Below are 15,665 nucleotides of genomic sequence, written 5' to 3'. Positions count from 1 at the left end.
GCGCAGTTGGCGGCGAAGAAAGATAACATCAGCACCGGACTCTAAACCCGCCCACTACTCAAGCCGGGGGGACGTCGGCAGCACCGCCGCGCGGTGGCCGGCGCTACGCCAGCCGCGCATGGCGCGTCCGGTGCAGCGGGCAGACACATCCTGATTCATTACCCAGCAGTGGGAGAACCCCATGAACAACAACGTTGTGGTGCAGTTGAAGGTGGAAGCCGGCTTACGCGCCAGCTTCCAGCAGGCGGCCGGGCGACAACAGCGCCCGCCAGCCCAAGTGATCCGGCAGTTGATGCGGGAGTATGTGGCCCGCCAATCGGCTCCGGCAGTGGCCGCAGGCCGGCAGCCGCTTGAAGCGGCCCGCGCCGTGGCGGCTCCGCTGGTGGCGGACGAACCGCTGGCCGCGTCGCAGCCGCCCGACCCGCCGCCGTGCTATGCCAGCGGCGACCGCGATCTGGAACAGATGGCGCAGCGGCAATACGGATGGCACAGCAGTCCGTTTGGTGCGGAGTGAGATGGCCGTTGCCGGGAGGAAAAGCCGGGCAACACTACACCGGCATAAACACAAGGCCATCGGGTGGCGAAGCGACCGTGTAAGGGTTTCCCGATACCTGTCCCCATCGCCCCGGCCTCAGACTATCGCGGAAATGTGAATGCCCTCGTCCTTCCTGGTACGCCACAAGGGACGATGATGCCCGGACGGGTTCGAACGACAAGCGTACATCTGGATAAGGACCGACATGACTACGGATCAAGAGGAAGCCCTCTTCGACATGCAGCTCATCATTGATGATGTCCTGCTGAGTCAGAGCGAGATACTCCAGTATCTGGCGGAAGATGGAAGGTTCGACCTCAATGCGTCACACAATGGCCTCTATCTGCCCATCTCTCGTGAACTTGCAGAGAAGCTGGGCTGCTCGAGGTTCTGCAGCGATCCGCACCCCGCCTACCGAGAGGGGATGATGGGACGGTTGCGCGCGATTGAAGGGTCAGCAGATGGGCGGGCGGCGATGCAAGGAGACTTGGGTGCGACAGAGCGCGTAGTGGAGGCTATCAACATGCTCCAGGCAACGGTGATGGCAGCAATAATCAACGGCGATCTGATGCTGGACTGATCGTGGCCACTCGGCGAAGGTCTGGTACCGCAATGGATGGCTTGGAAGATCGCGAACGTGTCGTATCGATACTCTAAGCAGAGGAGTCGGTGTCCCGGCCACGACTTGGTCAGCACATCGTCGCATGGCTCTATGGTCCTGGCCCGGGCAGCTATGCCTACCCAAGAGAAGAAGCTCAACGCCGTCGCTCAGCATCAACCGAAGGAACAATCATGCCGTTGAACTTCACGCCTCAACCGGGCTCCGCCATTGATCAAAGCAATGGAATCGTAATCACATCACCTCGGTTGCTTCCAGCCAGCTCGCCGGAAGACCCGAGCCATACCGAGTACCAGTACATGCTCTACGTTGATGGTGTACGCGTAGACGGGTTGGGATTCTTTGGAAGTGAGGCGACGGTGGAGGCCGAAGGCGGGCGTGAGAGATTATTTACGCTCGATATTGGCCGTGATTGGGTATTGGACTCTATTTTTGGATTCAAGCAAGCGCTTGGTAACACGGACGACGATCTAACTTTCCTGATCGGACTTGCGCAAGGACTTGTCATGGCGAACATGGATCAAAGTAGCAGCAAGTACGGCATCAGGTACTTGGCCATAACCAGGCATGAAGCGCTCGCCCGCCGCGGCATCGATCATCCCCAGGCGGAATTACCTTCGCTAGCAGGAGAGATCGTGTTGGCTGAAGCATTTGTTCCAGCCTGCGCCGGATAATGGATTGGCAGCATCAACGTCACTACCTATGTTGTCCTTGCCGCGAGCTCGAAGACAGGTAAGGCCGCCACCGGAGCTGACGGTGATACAGTCATTGAATACCTGCGCGAGCATTGCGCCGTTTGGCGGAGCGCTTGTTCAAGGTGCGGGGGTCACCGAGCATGGGGGCCGCTCGACATGGACGAATCCACCGGCTGGTGCTGCCCTCCAATCGAGAGGTGTTGGGCTTGCAACAAGGCTGGCGGCGCGGAGCCACGCAATCGAAAGCAATGGAAGAATGATGACCGTAGACTTCAAGCCAAGAGACACCTCGTCTTTCGATCAAGGTAGCGGAATTTCCATTCCTATGCCTCGAATTCTGCCGCACACACTTCCTGATGGCGGTGACGGCATTGAGTATCAGTTCGCGTTCCGTAGGGGCGACGAACTTGTTGGTGGCCTTGGTGTTTACGGTGCTGAGGAAGTTGTCGAGAGGTCAGGGAAGCGCGAATGGGTGTACACCCTTGACCTCAGTTCCGCCTCTGTACTGAGGTCCATGCTCCGCTCAAAACAGGCGTTGGGCATTGCTGATGATGACGTCGCGTTCTTGCGTGGACTCGCGCAAGGCTTGGTGAACGTTTTTGCAGGACAGATCAACAACATCGACAACCTTCGCTATGTGGCCTTCACCCGCCAGGTTGGGTTGAGCCACCTTGGGCTGGCTGCTCCTGAAGGCGCAGCCATCCTTCCGGACGGCACAATCGTACTGGCGGAGGTTTTCGTTCCCGCACATGTTGCTTGACGCAAGAATCCATATCCAAGCTTACCTCTTCACATCAACCGCAAGTATGCATGCGTTGCAAAGGAGCGACTGGTGTCGACATCGGCCCGGAGGCAGGTCTGGATTGGCGATAAAGAGCCCTGGAAATACAATGAAAGCGTTTGAAGTCGACTCCCTCCGGAAAAGGAAGCTCCTGCCTGCTTCACTACCGGTAGGATGGCCAACCCATGGATGCGGGTCGGGATATGCGACAAGGTGAGCTTTTTCGTTCCGGCGGAAGCGTTAACATGGGGTTCGTCCTCAATGGACGAGGCGTACTCGCCGTCCTCTACGGGCCGTGGACAGACGCCACTTGGTGCCTCGCTGCCCATGCAAATTTAAGGATGAATCATGCCTCTCTGCTTTCAGCCCGAATCCGCTTCGTCGTTTGATCCAGGCACGGGTGTGTCTATTCCGCAACCTCGAATTCTTCCGACTACCCTTCAAGACGGCCAGCCCGGAACGGAATATCAGTACGCTTTCATTCGCGATGGGAAAATGATCGGTGGGCTCGGCTTCTCTGGGCCCGACGCTATGGTCGAGACGGGTGGTCAGCGAGAATGGGTATTTACGCTGGATCTTGGCCGTGATCGCCTGATCACGTCCATGCTCGAGTTCAAACAGACGCTCGCCAATCAAGATGAGGATTTCGACTTCGTACGCGGCCTCGCGCAGGGTCTGGTGCTGGCATACGCGGGGCGAACGGATAATAGTGGCAACGTCAGGTATATGGCCGTTACCACAGCTGAAGCTCTCGATCGGGCTGGTGTATCAATTTCAGAGGGCAGGCAGGGAACATCCGACGGCACAATTGTATTGGCAGAGGTAGCCATTCCCGCCCATCCCGGCTGAGGCTAGGCACCGTGACCGAGTTCATCTTCGATGACGTTGCTCGTACACGGAAGAACCCGCGAGTTCAAGCCGCCGCGGCTTTGGTGCAGCACTCATGGCGGCAACGCGAAGAGAGCTCAACGCTGCGCAATCGATACAGTTAAAGGACGTGTGATGCCTATCCATTTCAAGCCAGTAGTGAGCTCGGCCGCTGACGAGAAGAGCGGCGTCTCTATCCCCCAGCCTCGAATGCTGCCAGCTACTCTGCCAGATGGAGGGGATGGCATCGAGTATCAGTACGTGTTTCGTCGCAATGACGAAAGTATTGGCGCATTGGGTATCTTTGGCTCTGAAGTTGCACTGGAAAAGCAGGGGCAGCGCGAATGGCTTTACACCCTCGACCTTACCCAGGACGCGGCATTCAAGTCATTGTTCCGCCTCAAGCAGACCATTGGCAACGCCGATGGGGCGTTCGATTTTCTCCGCGATGTCGCATGCGGGCTGGTGAGCGTCTTTGCAGGGCAGAAGGACAGCACTGAAGCCCAACGAACTGTAGTGGTGACCAGTGTTGAGGCGCTTACCCGCCATGGTGTTGACGTTCCCACCGAAGTTCATCCACGTCCAGACGGCACGATTGCATTGGCCGAGGCTTCCGTTCCCGCGCTAGTTGCTCCAGGCGCGAACCCATGACCAAGCTTGCATTTTTCCGTCAACAGCCTCGATGCTGGTCTTGTAGAGTGGGTGGCAGTGTGTCGGTGCATAATTAATATCAGTTGAAGGAAGCGCTATGTCTATAGATTTTAAGCCGAGGGAGAGATCTGCTTTTGATGAGATCAGTGGGATTTCGATCCTGATGCCTCGCATGCTGCCTGCATCTCTTCCTGAAAAAGTAGGCGATATTGAGTTCCAGTACTCATTCCGTCGCGATGGCCAAGACGTGGGTGCCTTGGGTTTCTTGGGAACAGAGGAATTGGTCGAGATCGATGGGCGTCGAGAATGGGTCTACACCTTGGATTTGAGCCCAGATATAGTCTTGGAAGAAATTCTCCGATTCAAGCGGGCGATCGGCAACGCTGATCCAGATGCGGAGTTCCTGCAAGGCCTCGCACAGGGTCTGGTCAACGCTTTTGCGGGGCAGACGTCCAACGTCGACGACCTTCGTTATGTTGCCATTGCTCATGCTGATGACTTGGCGCGTGTAGGTATCTCCGTCCCCGATGGCCCGGCGCGCCTGACTGACGGAAGTATTGTCCTGGCTGACGTGCTCGTGGCCGCGCATGTAATTTGAGGCGAAGCATCATGGCCAGCTTCACGTTTGATGATTTCGCCAGAACCACTCTTGGTGCAGCGACAAATCGAGCCGACGGCAGCCCGCTTTCGGTCATCCAGATTGACAATTTGATTGGCTATCTGAAGTCACCTGGATCTGGTCCGGATAGCGCGACGAGCTACGCGGAATATCTGGATGCGAAGATGCGTGCGCTTCCGCCAGAACTTCCCCCGGGCATTGATTACGTGGGTTATTCCGGTACTGACAGTGGGCGCATCTCGAACTACCTCAATGCAACCATCTACAGAGATGATCTGAGCAAGAAGGCGGGAATCATCGGTGATACACCGTGGGGCGACTTCATCAAAGAGTTGGATGAGCATCCCGCGCGGCATCCGGAATTCACGGTCATGGAGAGAAAGCTGCAGCGATACATGGACGCTCATGGAGTAGAGCCGTTCGGTAAGAGCTATTCCGGCGCGCTCCAAGACATGATGTGGAACGCCGGCAGCCCGCGATACTTCGAGAACGCAATCGCCACAGGCAAGCCCCTGGTCGCGTTCGTAGAGAACGCGAAGATAGACCGCGGCTTCAGCAACTTCGAACTCACCACCGCGCTTGAACACCCGCACGTCAGAATCAACGGCTACCCGGTAAGCGCCTTCGGCCCGGAACCTCTCGCCTTCGTAAGCAAGTCCGCGGCCGAGTACCAGGCGCTGGAGCGCGCTATCGCGCAGGAAGCGTCCACCAACAGCGGGCACCCGGTCAGCGTGGCGCAGGTGCGCGCGCAGCTCAAGCCGATCGATGGCTACGATGCAGCCAGGCATACGCTGTTCAGTCGTCCGGTGAACGAGTTCAAAGCGCTGAGCCTTGGCGAGATGAGTCACGTGCGCGCCGATTGGGTTGCCTCACGTGCCAGTGTGGCCCCTGGCCCGCGCCTGTACGCCGACGTGCCCGAGCCATTGCCGCACGCGCCAGGTCAACCGGGCGCCCCCCGTGGCCCGCCGGGACTGGCAGCTACCGCAGCCGAAGTGGCTGCGGACTCTGCCCCTCACTCTGTGGGCGCTGGCGTCAGCCCCGCCATGAAGGTTGCCGGCGTGGCTGGCGTAGCACTGCTGGCGCATGACTTCGCCACCTCGGGCCACAAGTGGGTGACGTTGAACTCCCAAGGCAACGCAGCGGGCGCGGATTCGACTGCCGCTCACTTCGTCGGCCGCAATGTGGGCGGCGCGTTGGGTGGCTTTGGTGCGGGCGCCGGCGTTGGCCTCGCTACGGGATCCTGGACGGGCCCGGGCGCCCTTCTTGTCGGGCTCGGCGGTGGCGTTCTGGGCGCCTATCTGGGTGAAGCATGGGCTGACCAGAAGGATATCGATCGGATCTATACCCAGGTGGACGCCATGGGGCGCACCTGGACGCGCGACCCTACCGATGAGGACGGGCGCTGGCAGCGCGGGGGCTATCAGCAGCAAGTGCAGGGCGCTGATCTGGGCGCCGGCGTTGAAGTGCGCCCTGTCCAAACCGCCCTGGGGGACGATGTCACCGTTCGCACCCACTACGTCGCCACCGGCGCGCTGGAACGTCAGTTGAACTGGAAGGCGGCAACCGCCTCCTACGAGCTCGGGCTGCGTGCCCCGCCACCGCCGCAGAACCCGTACCGCCTGAATGCCAGCGGCGAGCAATCGCCGCCGCGCGCAGCGTTCGAGACCGAGCGGTCGTTCGTGCGTGATCCCCTTTCGCAGCAATGGGAACTGGAGATCAAGGAAGTAGTGGACGGCCGCGTGCCGCTGATTCGGCACGAGCCTGTCTCGGCTGAGCGCGCGCAAGCGTTGGACGAGCAATCGCGCATGGTGATCGCTCAGAACGCGGCAAACACGCCTGCCGCCATTGCCGCTCGCTACATGGTCGCTTACGAACAGCAGCGCTGGAGTGACTTTGGCGATGCAGAGCATCCATCAGTTCCGCTGGCCATCCAGGATGCGCAGCGCCGTGCCGATACGTTGCAGGCAAGTGACGGCAACAGCTATACCCGTCAGGAAGATGGGCAATGGATCAGCAAGGGCGTCATTCTCGACAGCACAGCGAATCGCAACGTGAGCGAAGAGCTTGATGTCACCTGGCGAAGCCAGATGTCCGGCGTAGCCGGTTTGAATGCGATGGCTGAGGAGATCAGGACCAACCTGCAGTTGGCGCCAGAAGGTGTGCGTGGGCAGGTAGCAGCGCTCTATGAGCGGCACGGTATCGAGCGCAGCGCCGAGCAATTGGCCGCAACCGCGGCGGCGGTGGAGCAGAATCTCTCCAGCACGGAGCGGCAGGGCGATCTTGTTCTCGAGCTCATCCCTGACCCGCGTACGCACGCTCCGAGCGCAGAGAGCGCCATTGCGGCCTTCGGCGATGCGGGCGGCAACCGGATGGTGCTCACCGCCACCACCACCATGGAAGATGTTGCGAAGATCCAGGCGCTGCACCAACAGTCGGTACCGGCGCAGGTTGCAGCCGAGTACGCGCACGTTCCCACCTTGGAGACGGTAACCGTTGGCCGGAGCGGGGACCACCCCGTTCCAGAGGCTCCGGAGCTGCGCATTGCGGCACTGTCCCCGCAAGAGTGGGAGGCTCACCAACAAGCCCTGCGCGAAGCCAATCGCCAGGGTGCGTCCATCGAAGAGGCGGCACAGGCCGCTACCCTTGCAGCCCTCCAGGTGCGCGAGGGCAGGATGGATGCCGTCCGGTCGCCGAGTCCAGCGCTGGACGGCGACCGTCCGCCGCCCGCGCCACCGGCTTCCACCGCAGCGCCCCAGGTTGACGCCGAGATGCTTGCGGCCAGGCATGCAGCGGTGGCGAGCGAAGGGCTCGGGCGTGTTGCCCCTCTCCAGGATGCCCCAAGGCCTACGCAGGCGCCGGCGCTGGTACCAGCGGAGGATCAGCGGTTGCAGCGGGAAGCAGTGCATGCCAGTGAAGGTGAGGCCGACCGTACGCAGGGAGCGAAGCCGCAGCATCCGGCTCAAACCGTACCCCCGGCATCGGAACCTGCCGGTGCGCCGCTGCAGCAGGCACCACCGGCAGCAGAGCAGCCACGCCATGAGCCGCCGCATGGGGTGTCGCGGCAGGAGTGGGCCGCGCAACCCGGACAGAGCACTCATGCGCAGATGCAGGACGGCCGCGTGCCGACGACGGCGGATACTGGCCTCCGTGCTGCCAGCTCCGCTGAGGTACGCCCGGGCGCTGCCCCGGATATGGAATCCGATCGCCTGGCGGCACCCGCTGCTGAGCTCGCTGCGCAGCATGCTGAGGAAGCAAGAGGCGGGCCAAGTGCTGAACAGCCATTGGCGGTCGAGCGGCCGGAGGCACGGGTTATCTCTGAGCAGGACCAGGCGGCTGCGGCAAGCCTGCAGATATCAGAACAGCAAGAGCCGCACCTGCTGCATCAGCACGCCGCACCGGCCACCCCACTCACGCCGTTACAGCCACAACACCCCGACCATGCGCTCTACCAGCAGATCCGCCAGCAGGTAACCGAGCTGGATGCCGCCCATGGCCGAAGCTTCGATGAAACCAGCGAACGCCTCACCGGCAGCCTGCTTGTGCTTGCCAAGAGCAATGGCCTGGAACGCGTGGATCATGTGGTGTTGAGCGGTGCCACGGCTGATCAGCGCGCCGGGTACTCCGTCTTCGTGGTGCAGGGGGAACTGGACAACCCGGGCCATCTGCGTGCAGGCATGCCCACCCAGCAGGCGGTGCAGACCCCCTTTGAGGAGTCGCTGCAGCAGTTCGACCTGGCCGCACAGGAACAGCAGGAGCGTGCCAAGCAGGTTGCCCTGCAGCAGGACGCCGAAGACCAGCGCGTGCAGCAGGAAATGCAGGTCGCTGCCGCCAGTATGGGGTACTGAATCACGCTACCCGGCGGCGCGGATCACTTGACCCTGTAGCGCGCCAGAACGTCGCGTACCGCCGTTTCCATGCGTTTCCAGTCTTTCAGGAATGCGCGCTTGTAGCTGAGGCTGATCGACAGGCTGTTCTGAAGGTCAACCATATAGTGGGTGCAGCCAGCGGCGATGACACCGGCCTGGGAAACCACCTGATCACCGTCAAGTACTACGCCGTCTGCGCGATGGTCGGCGTTGTCGCACTTGATGAACGTCGATATTTCGCCATCGCTGGATCGTGCGACATACCAGTCAGGCTCGAATGCCAGATTGCGGGTGAGCGGGCGGCCGTATCGGGCGTGGTAGTCCTTCGCATAGGCTGCTCTGAGCCCTTGATCGACGGTGTAGGGGGTTAACCCCATGCGTTCGGGCTGGGCAATACGCAGCTCCAGGCGTTCAGCCGGATCCCTACGCTCCAGCGCGCCTTCGTCGGTATGGCCATCGTTGGTCACCCGCCTGCGCATGGCGCCCTCAATGGGAAGCCTGTCGATGTAGTCGACAAGTACCGATATTTCCTTGCGGAAGTCGTTGGTTCTCGGCGCCGCCCTGGCCCCTGGCGCGGTCGGGGTCATATCCGGCCATTCCAGCTTCAGGCTCAGGCCCTCGCCGAACGGGCCGATCTGGCTGTCGAAATAGTTGGCCGGAATCCGGAAGGTGTTCGGCCCCAGCTTCACCTGCACCGGTGCGTCAGTGTAGGTGTACCCGTTGATCGTTCGGCCATGTCGCACTGGCGGAGCCTTGATGGCGTTCCCTGCCGGCTCCGTGGCTGTGCGTGCAGAGGCACTGGCACCCAGCGCGATGACCAGCAGGGGAATGCAACGGCCGATAGTGGTGACACTCATGGGCACTCCATTGCGATAGCGCTGGCGACTATAGGCAACCGGCCGCTGTTGCTCCATTACGGCCATCGCCCTTTGCGCGGTTGGCGGGATGAATCGGCCCGACGGGACCGATTACCCCATCCGCATCGCGGCACCCTGGCTTTGCTGGCTCCGCTCGTCCTGCACCTGCTGTTCGGCCTGCATCGCCAATGCCTTCTGCTGGCGATCCTGGCTGATCACTTCAAGCTGCTGCAAGGACTGCTCGACCGGTGTCTGCACCGCCAACTCGGTGGGCATCATGGCGCGCTGGTGCGCCGGGTCGGCGATCGCGCCCTGCACCACAAAGACGTTGTGACCGGCAGGCGCCGCAGGGGTGGCCGTGCTCAGCAGCACATGGTCCACGCGGTCCAGGCCGTTTTCGCGCGCCAGCGAGGTCAGGCTGGCAGTCAGCCGTTCGCTGGTTTCATCAAAGCTGCGCCCGTGGCTGGCATCCAGCGCAGCCACATGCCCGCGGACCTGCTGATACAGCGGGTAATTCGCGTCGCCGGGAACAAGGCCGGCCAGGCGGGTGTCCTGCTCGCGCCCGGGCAGGTCGTTGAGCACCACCTTGGGCGTCTCGATGCGCTGCCGGTAGGAATCGTCGGGATGAAACTGGGTGGCCTTCTGGTCGCGCTCCAGCCGTAGATCGCGGGTGTCGTTGAGCTGCTCGAGCACGCGTGGATTGCGCTCCTGCAAGGGGATCCCGCGCTCGGGATGAAAATGCCAGGTACCAGCTTTTTCATCGTAGGCGTGATACGCACTGCGGATGCCGATGAGGTTCGGGTTCGTGGTCGGCAGTGCCTGCAGGGCCATGCCGGCTTCATATCCTGCAAGCTTGGCCACGTAGTGCGTGGCCTGGCCCCAAGGCATGGCGTCGTAGGCGTGCCCGGCCGTGTTCCACGCGCGGTGGGTGCCCAGGCCTTCGTTGTTGAGCATCTCCTTCCACACGTTCTCGGCAGCATCCTTGCCCAGCTTCTTCTCGGTGGCTTCAAGAAGGGCGCGCGGTGTCCAGCAGTTCGGGTCCAGATGATGGGCCTTGAATGCTTCATCATGGGCCTTCTGCACGTCATGCCCGGGCAGATTGAGCGCCAACGCAGGATTTCCTGCTTCCAACCACTCCTGCCGCCGCTCCAGGTCGTACGTCAGGAGCGTCTGGCCGAACGCTTCCCATTCCCGCTCGGTCAGCACCCGATCTACCAGCGCGGGGTTGCGGTCGCTCTGGCTGCTGGCCTGCGATTGGGCGTAGGCATTGGCCACCTGGCCGGGCAGGTTGTCATTGCGCACCACGCCGAGCGCGAGCAGGCCGTATCCATCGTTGCCCTGCGTCTGCGCCAGGTAATTCCAATAGCGCTCGCGGTTTCCCTGGTCAGCATAGGCCCGCAAGATGTCGATGTCCTTCTGATTCAATCCGCTCATGCGGCGTTCCTCCTGAACGTCCCGGGTTACTCAATCCTGTACGTGGCCAGCAACGCGCGCGCTGCATCTTCCATTGCCTTCCAATCCTTGAGCAGTACCCGTGGATAGGCGAGACGGATGGACAAGTCGTTATCGCCATCCACGAAATAGTGGGTGCAGCTGGATACGGGCACGCTTTCGTCCTCGACCAGTTGGTCACCCTCCAAACGCAATCCGTCACGCCCATCCTGGAGCTTCCTGCATTTGATAAAGCTTGCAATGCCACCATCGGTACTGCGCGCGATGTACCAGTCATCCTCGACGTTGGGGTTGCGCTTGGTTGGCATGCCGGTCTGCTGTTCGAGGGCTTTCCCGAACTTCTCCATCTGCGCTTCATCGATGGCATAGGTCGTGAGACCGAACTGCTCAGCACCTGCTTTGCGCATATCCAGTCGGCGTCGGGGATCTGCCCGGTAGACCGAGTCTTCTTCACTGGTTGCGTCCGTACTGGTCCTGCGTTCCAGTAGTTCGGCGATCGGAACGCCGTCGATGTAATCAACGGATATGGAAATCGCACGATAGTGATCGGTCATGGAACGCGATGAGCGCGTCCCCGGCGGTGCCGCCTTGAGCTCCGGCCACATCAGCGTCAGCCCAACGCCGCCGCCAATGGCAGGGCCGATCTGGCTGTCGTAGAGATTGGCCGGAAACGCATAGCGGTGCGGGCCCAGCCTGGCCTCCACCGGTGCTGTCGTATAGGTGTAGCCGTCAATCGTGCGGCGCTGGTTCGGATCTTCAGACATGGCAGCTTCCTTCTCTCCCTTTTCCATGGGCGGGGCCTTGGCACAGGCACTGGCGCTCAGCGCGATGGCCACTGCAACGGTCAGGCACCGGCCGGATGACATGACGTTCATGGGCATTCCATTGCGGTAATGCGGTTAACTATAGGCAACCGGCCGCCAGGGCTCCAGTGCAGCGGTCACCTTTCGGGCGCATGCCGGGGCAGGGTGGGTGGGCAATAGGTTTCCGCCCCTTCACCGTCGTATGCGATCATCGGCGCAGACGAGTGCCGCGGCAGGTTGGACGGCGCGGGGAAGGATCGGTTTCAGACGAGGCTGAATGAGCATGGAGCACGAACACCGCTACACGGTTACCGTTTATCTGGCCGCGCCGGGGACGCCGCTGCGCGACGGAAATACCTCGCTGTCCGGGCATATGTACCTGCAGGTCAGCGATGGGGTGAACCACGACAGCTACGGCTTTGGCGCCGGTGGGCACGATGCGGCCGGCGCGGCGTCGGCAGGCGCGGAGGTGTCGCGCGGGGATGCTGTTGCCTATCAGGACCCCTACTATGCGCGCACGCTGGAAATCAGCCGGGCGCACTACGACAGCCTGCGCGTGTTTGGCGCAGACCCACGGCAGCATGGCTTCGATATGGCCCAGCCGTTCGCTGCCAACCGCTGTAGCGATTTCGCTTGGGCGGCGCTGGATCACGCCGGCATTCACAGCTACCTGGGCCTGGGCGCGGAGACGGTGCAGGAAAGCGCGTTCTCGGTGTTGTTCAACCTGCCGGAAATCCAGAGCATCCGGCCGCCGTTCCCGGCCAGCCCATTGAATGCCGAGCGCCACCATCCGCTGCCCGGGCGCGACGTCGCACACCGCCCGTTGTCCGCGCCGGTTGCACCGCCGGCACCGGAGACGACACGGCCGCTGCCGACGGTGATCACCCCGGCCGATCCCATGCACCCCGACCACGGGCTGCTGGCCCAGGTGAGCAGCAAGGTGGCCGAGCTGGATGCCGCCAACGGCCGCACTTTCGACGCCACCAGCGAGCGCATCAGCGCCAACCTGCTGGCCCTGGCCAAGCAGAACAATCTCTCGCGGGTGGACCACGTGCTGCTCAGCACGCGCACCGAAGACGCGCATGCCGCGCAGAAGATCTTCATTGTGCAGGGCGACCGCGACGATCCGGCTCACCTGCGCGCCAGCATGCCCACCGAAGTGGCGGCCAAGCCCGATGCGGATGCGGCGTCCAAGCGCGGCAAGTGAGGCGGCGGCGAGGCGGGGTTTTCCAGCGGGTGGCTGGACCGGGGCGGGCGCGGTAACGGCTGCAGCAGCACGCTGCGCCGATCAAACTCGGACGTGCCCGACGCAACGACCCGAGCATGGCGCCGGATACGGCGTTGCCGCGCACCGCCGGCAGCGCAGGGCACCCCGGCGGCACCGCACCTGCTAACATGACCCGACCTGCCAGCCTGCCCACGCTCCATTGTTGTGTGGCCGGCCGCTGATGCAGCACCGTTGTTGAGGGTGCCCATTGCAGCGGCCGCGCGAGCCAAGGACTTACCTCCTCCGCCCTCACCAGGACGCTCGCATGTCTGCAAACTCTGTTTTCCGTTCCGCCGCCCTTTCGCTGGCGATCTCGCTGGCCATGGCGGTTCCCGCCGCGCAGGCGGCCGCCGATGCTGCGCCCGCTGCCGGTGCCACGGCCACCGCCGCCGCGGTACAGCGCAAACCCATCGCACAAGGCCTGTACGAGCTGGCCTTCAGCCCGAAGCAGAATGCCGTGTTCGTGGCCTCCTCCGGTGGTTTCGGCGATGACGCCGGCCCGGCCCAGGTTCTGCGCCTGAACCCGGCAACGCTGGCGGTGGAGGCGACCATCGCGCTGGAGCGCAAGGGCTTTGGCGTGGTGCTCGATGACAGCAACAACCGCCTGTACGTCGGCAACACCGTGGATACCTCGGTGACCGTGGTCGACACCGCCGCCAACAAGGCGATCGGCACCGTGCAGCTGATGGAAAAGGTGGTGGGCAAGGACGGCAAGGCCGCCTACAGCCACGACCTGCGCGAGCTGGTGGTGGACGCGCCGAACCATCGCCTGTACGTCACCGGTCACTCCGGCGAAGGCAGCGTGCTGTTCGTGGTGGATACCCAGTCGCTGAAGCTGGTGGACACCATCGCCGGGCTGGGCAAGGCCAAGGCACCGGGCCTGGCGCTGGATGCCAAGGGCAAGCGCGTATACACCTCCAATCTGCTGGCCGAAGTAGTCACCGTGGGCACCGACAGCGGCAAGGTCGAGCAGCGCTTCAAGGTCAGCGCCGAGCAGCCGATGAACATCGCCCTGGACCCGTCCGGCAAGCGTCTGTTCGTCACCGACCAGGGCTCGGCGATGATCCGCAAGTACCAGGCCAGCAGCACCCCCGGCTTCGTGTCGGCGCACCCGGGCCAGCGCGTGCTGGTGCTGGACCGCAGCACCGGCAAGGAACTGGCCAGCATCGCCACCGACGCCGGCCCGCTCGGCATTCTGCTGGACGCCGGGCGCAAGCGCCTGTACGTGACCAACCGCGATGCAGGCACGGTCACCGCCTACAACAGCGATACCTACGCGCCGGTGGCCACCTACGCGGTGCCGGCCCACCCCAACAGCCTGGCCCTGGATACCCAAAGCAACGTGCTGTACGTGACGGTCAAGAATGGCGACGCCGAGGCCAAGGGCAGCGCGGAAAGCGTGGCGCGGATCGCGCTGTAACGCGTCCATGCGGGGCGTGCGCATCGGTCATACTGCAGGGCAGACCGACGCATGAGATCAAGGATGTCCACTTCCCCTGGCGGGCGGCAGCAGATGCTGTCGCCCGAACTTCGCCACCGCCTGCAGGCCGACCTGCGCTTCCAGCGCGCCACGGGTACGGCATGGCTGCTCGGTGTTGCCTGCCTGGCCCTGGCCGCCACCGCATTCGCCGCCTGGTTGGGCTTGCGCACGGTAGGCACGGTGCCGACCCTGCTGCCGATGTTCGTCACCGCGGTAGCGGGGCTGGTGGCGGTGATCGCCACGGCGTGGCATCGCCGTCGGCGCACGGCAGCGCTGCGCGCGGTGCTGGCCGCAGGGCAGGTAGTGGTGTTGGAGGGACGGCTGGATACGCCGGATATTCTGCCGGCCACGCAGGCCTCCGGCCGCGGCCTGCGCGTGTATGCGCTGGACGGGCAGGTGCATCGCATCGTGGCCGAGTCGCCGGGCAGCGACGCATTGCTGGGCGGTGTAGCGCAGCAGGTGCGTGCTGCAGTGGAGGCTGCATCGGCGGTGCGCCTGGTCGTCAGTGCCGGGCACGCGCAGCACCTGCTGCAGGTGGAGTACCCCGGTTTGCCGCCTGCACAGCTTGAATCCACCCCGATGGATGCCCGCGACTGGGCCGACCTGATGGCGCGCCCGCGCGCGGCGCTGGGTGCGGCGGCGTGGCTGGGCGGGGCGATGCTGCTGGGCCTGGCGGTACTGGCAGGGCTGCCGGCGGTGAGCGGTGGTTTCAGCCTGTGGCTGGGCGCCGGGTTGGCGGTGCTGCTGGCGTGGCTGCTGGTGGTGCGCGCGCCGGCGTGGTGGATGTGGCTGCGGCGCGCGCAAGTGCGCGGCCAGACCATACGCGGGCCGATCCAGGAAATGATGCTGGCGCGCCGATACCAGGGCCGGCAGGGCGTTGAATATGCATTGCTGGCGCGGCTGGATGGGCGTTGGCATCTGCTGCAGACCGCTGCCACGGCCAGTGCGCTGCACGCGGGGCTGGACCTTCGCGGCACCATCAGCGTGCGCTACGCCGTGCTCGGCGACCGCCACGTGCTGCTGCGTTATTCGGCGCCACTGTGATAAACCAACCCCGTCGACCGGCACGTGCCGACGATAGGCCATAGGTATATGGCTATTGGCTAGGGCCAATTGCAATGCAGGGCATTACCTTGAAAGGCTTAACGCCGGAATAACCTGAAGCGCGCCGGA

The 15,665-nt window shown here is 63.1% G+C and carries 14 protein-coding genes; 11 read left to right on the top strand and 3 right to left on the bottom strand.

Annotation, left to right across the window (positions count from 1 at the left end; all coding sequences use genetic code 11):
- Positions 1 to 181 precede the first annotated feature (181 nt).
- From IC535_RS05105 to IC535_RS05070, 8 genes are all read left to right on the top strand, one after another.
- Entirely contained in the window at positions 182 to 514 is a 333-nt protein-coding gene (locus tag IC535_RS05105; RefSeq protein WP_228885833.1) for a hypothetical protein, read from the top strand.
- 226 nt (positions 515 to 740) lie between these two features.
- Entirely contained in the window at positions 741 to 1,115 is a 375-nt protein-coding gene (locus IC535_RS05100; RefSeq protein WP_228885832.1) for an AHH domain-containing protein, read from the top strand.
- A 212-nt stretch (positions 1,116 to 1,327) separates the two neighbouring features.
- Positions 1,328 to 1,828, top strand: coding sequence for a hypothetical protein (locus tag IC535_RS05095; protein ID WP_228885831.1), 501 nt, complete (start codon positions 1,328 to 1,330; stop codon positions 1,826 to 1,828).
- Positions 1,829 to 2,108: 280 nt separating this feature from the next.
- Positions 2,109 to 2,609, top strand: coding sequence for a hypothetical protein (locus tag IC535_RS05090; RefSeq protein ID WP_228885830.1), 501 nt, complete (start codon positions 2,109 to 2,111; stop codon positions 2,607 to 2,609).
- Between the two features lie 369 nt (positions 2,610 to 2,978).
- On the top strand, positions 2,979 to 3,479 hold the full coding sequence (locus IC535_RS05085; RefSeq protein WP_228885829.1) for a hypothetical protein: 501 nt from the start codon (positions 2,979 to 2,981) through the stop codon (positions 3,477 to 3,479).
- A gap of 153 nt (positions 3,480 to 3,632) precedes the next feature.
- Positions 3,633 to 4,148, top strand: coding sequence for a hypothetical protein (locus IC535_RS05080; RefSeq protein ID WP_228885828.1), 516 nt, complete (start codon positions 3,633 to 3,635; stop codon positions 4,146 to 4,148).
- A gap of 97 nt (positions 4,149 to 4,245) precedes the next feature.
- Positions 4,246 to 4,746, top strand: a complete 501-nt coding sequence (locus IC535_RS05075) for a hypothetical protein (protein ID WP_228885827.1) — start codon at positions 4,246 to 4,248, stop codon at positions 4,744 to 4,746.
- Between the two features lie 11 nt (positions 4,747 to 4,757).
- Positions 4,758 to 8,612 (top strand): XVIPCD domain-containing protein, encoded by a 3,855-nt coding sequence (locus IC535_RS05070; RefSeq protein ID WP_228885826.1) that lies wholly within the window; start codon positions 4,758 to 4,760, stop codon positions 8,610 to 8,612.
- 23 nt (positions 8,613 to 8,635) lie between these two features.
- On the opposite strand, the gene IC535_RS05065 is transcribed toward IC535_RS05070, so the two are convergent.
- The 3 genes from IC535_RS05065 to IC535_RS05055 all read right to left on the bottom strand — a co-directional run bounded on the left by IC535_RS05065 (position 8,636) and on the right by IC535_RS05055 (position 11,817).
- Entirely contained in the window at positions 8,636 to 9,490 is an 855-nt protein-coding gene (locus tag IC535_RS05065; RefSeq protein ID WP_228885824.1) for a hypothetical protein, read from the bottom strand.
- Positions 9,491 to 9,601: 111 nt separating this feature from the next.
- A complete protein-coding gene (locus tag IC535_RS05060; RefSeq protein ID WP_228885823.1) occupies positions 9,602 to 10,924 on the bottom strand; it encodes an XVIPCD domain-containing protein in 1,323 nt (440 codons plus the stop codon).
- A gap of 26 nt (positions 10,925 to 10,950) precedes the next feature.
- Positions 10,951 to 11,817: a hypothetical protein gene (locus IC535_RS05055; RefSeq protein ID WP_228885822.1), complete on the bottom strand. Its 867-nt coding sequence runs from the start codon at positions 11,815 to 11,817 to the stop codon at positions 10,951 to 10,953.
- Positions 11,818 to 12,022: 205 nt separating this feature from the next.
- On the opposite strand from IC535_RS05055, the gene IC535_RS05050 reads away from it, so the two are divergent.
- The 3 genes from IC535_RS05050 to IC535_RS05040 all read left to right on the top strand — a co-directional run bounded on the left by IC535_RS05050 (position 12,023) and on the right by IC535_RS05040 (position 15,536).
- Positions 12,023 to 12,952 carry an XVIPCD domain-containing protein gene (locus IC535_RS05050; protein ID WP_228885821.1) on the top strand — a complete coding sequence of 310 codons (930 nt, stop codon included), beginning with the start codon at positions 12,023 to 12,025 and terminating at the stop codon, positions 12,950 to 12,952.
- 325 nt (positions 12,953 to 13,277) lie between these two features.
- Complete coding sequence (locus tag IC535_RS05045) at positions 13,278 to 14,432, top strand: YncE family protein (protein ID WP_228885820.1); 1,155 nt, start codon at positions 13,278 to 13,280, stop codon at positions 14,430 to 14,432.
- A gap of 63 nt (positions 14,433 to 14,495) precedes the next feature.
- A complete protein-coding gene (locus IC535_RS05040) occupies positions 14,496 to 15,536 on the top strand; it encodes a hypothetical protein (protein WP_228885819.1) in 1,041 nt (346 codons plus the stop codon).
- Positions 15,537 to 15,665: the final 129 nt, after the last annotated feature.

The organism is Stenotrophomonas rhizophila, assembly GCF_020857975.1.
Taxonomy (GTDB): Bacteria; Pseudomonadota; Gammaproteobacteria; order Xanthomonadales; family Xanthomonadaceae; genus Stenotrophomonas; species Stenotrophomonas rhizophila_C.
Note: the sequence above shows the minus strand (reverse complement) of the source record. Positions and strands in the feature narration are given on the sequence as shown.

Coding starts and splice junctions, on each gene's coding strand:
- IC535_RS05045 (WP_228885820.1), top strand. CDS start 13,278: ATGTCTGCAAACTCTGTTTTCCGTTCCGCCGCCCTTTCGCTGGCGATC.
- IC535_RS05065 (WP_228885824.1), bottom strand. CDS start 9,490: ATGAGTGTCACCACTATCGGCCGTTGCATTCCCCTGCTGGTCATCGCG.
- IC535_RS05060 (WP_228885823.1), bottom strand. CDS start 10,924: ATGAGCGGATTGAATCAGAAGGACATCGACATCTTGCGGGCCTATGCT.
- IC535_RS05040 (WP_228885819.1), top strand. CDS start 14,496: ATGTCCACTTCCCCTGGCGGGCGGCAGCAGATGCTGTCGCCCGAACTT.
- IC535_RS05100 (WP_228885832.1), top strand. CDS start 741: ATGACTACGGATCAAGAGGAAGCCCTCTTCGACATGCAGCTCATCATT.
- IC535_RS05055 (WP_228885822.1), bottom strand. CDS start 11,817: ATGAACGTCATGTCATCCGGCCGGTGCCTGACCGTTGCAGTGGCCATC.
- IC535_RS05095 (WP_228885831.1), top strand. CDS start 1,328: ATGCCGTTGAACTTCACGCCTCAACCGGGCTCCGCCATTGATCAAAGC.
- IC535_RS05085 (WP_228885829.1), top strand. CDS start 2,979: ATGCCTCTCTGCTTTCAGCCCGAATCCGCTTCGTCGTTTGATCCAGGC.
- IC535_RS05105 (WP_228885833.1), top strand. CDS start 182: ATGAACAACAACGTTGTGGTGCAGTTGAAGGTGGAAGCCGGCTTACGC.
- IC535_RS05075 (WP_228885827.1), top strand. CDS start 4,246: ATGTCTATAGATTTTAAGCCGAGGGAGAGATCTGCTTTTGATGAGATC.
- IC535_RS05070 (WP_228885826.1), top strand. CDS start 4,758: ATGGCCAGCTTCACGTTTGATGATTTCGCCAGAACCACTCTTGGTGCA.
- IC535_RS05050 (WP_228885821.1), top strand. CDS start 12,023: ATGAGCATGGAGCACGAACACCGCTACACGGTTACCGTTTATCTGGCC.
- IC535_RS05080 (WP_228885828.1), top strand. CDS start 3,633: ATGCCTATCCATTTCAAGCCAGTAGTGAGCTCGGCCGCTGACGAGAAG.
- IC535_RS05090 (WP_228885830.1), top strand. CDS start 2,109: ATGACCGTAGACTTCAAGCCAAGAGACACCTCGTCTTTCGATCAAGGT.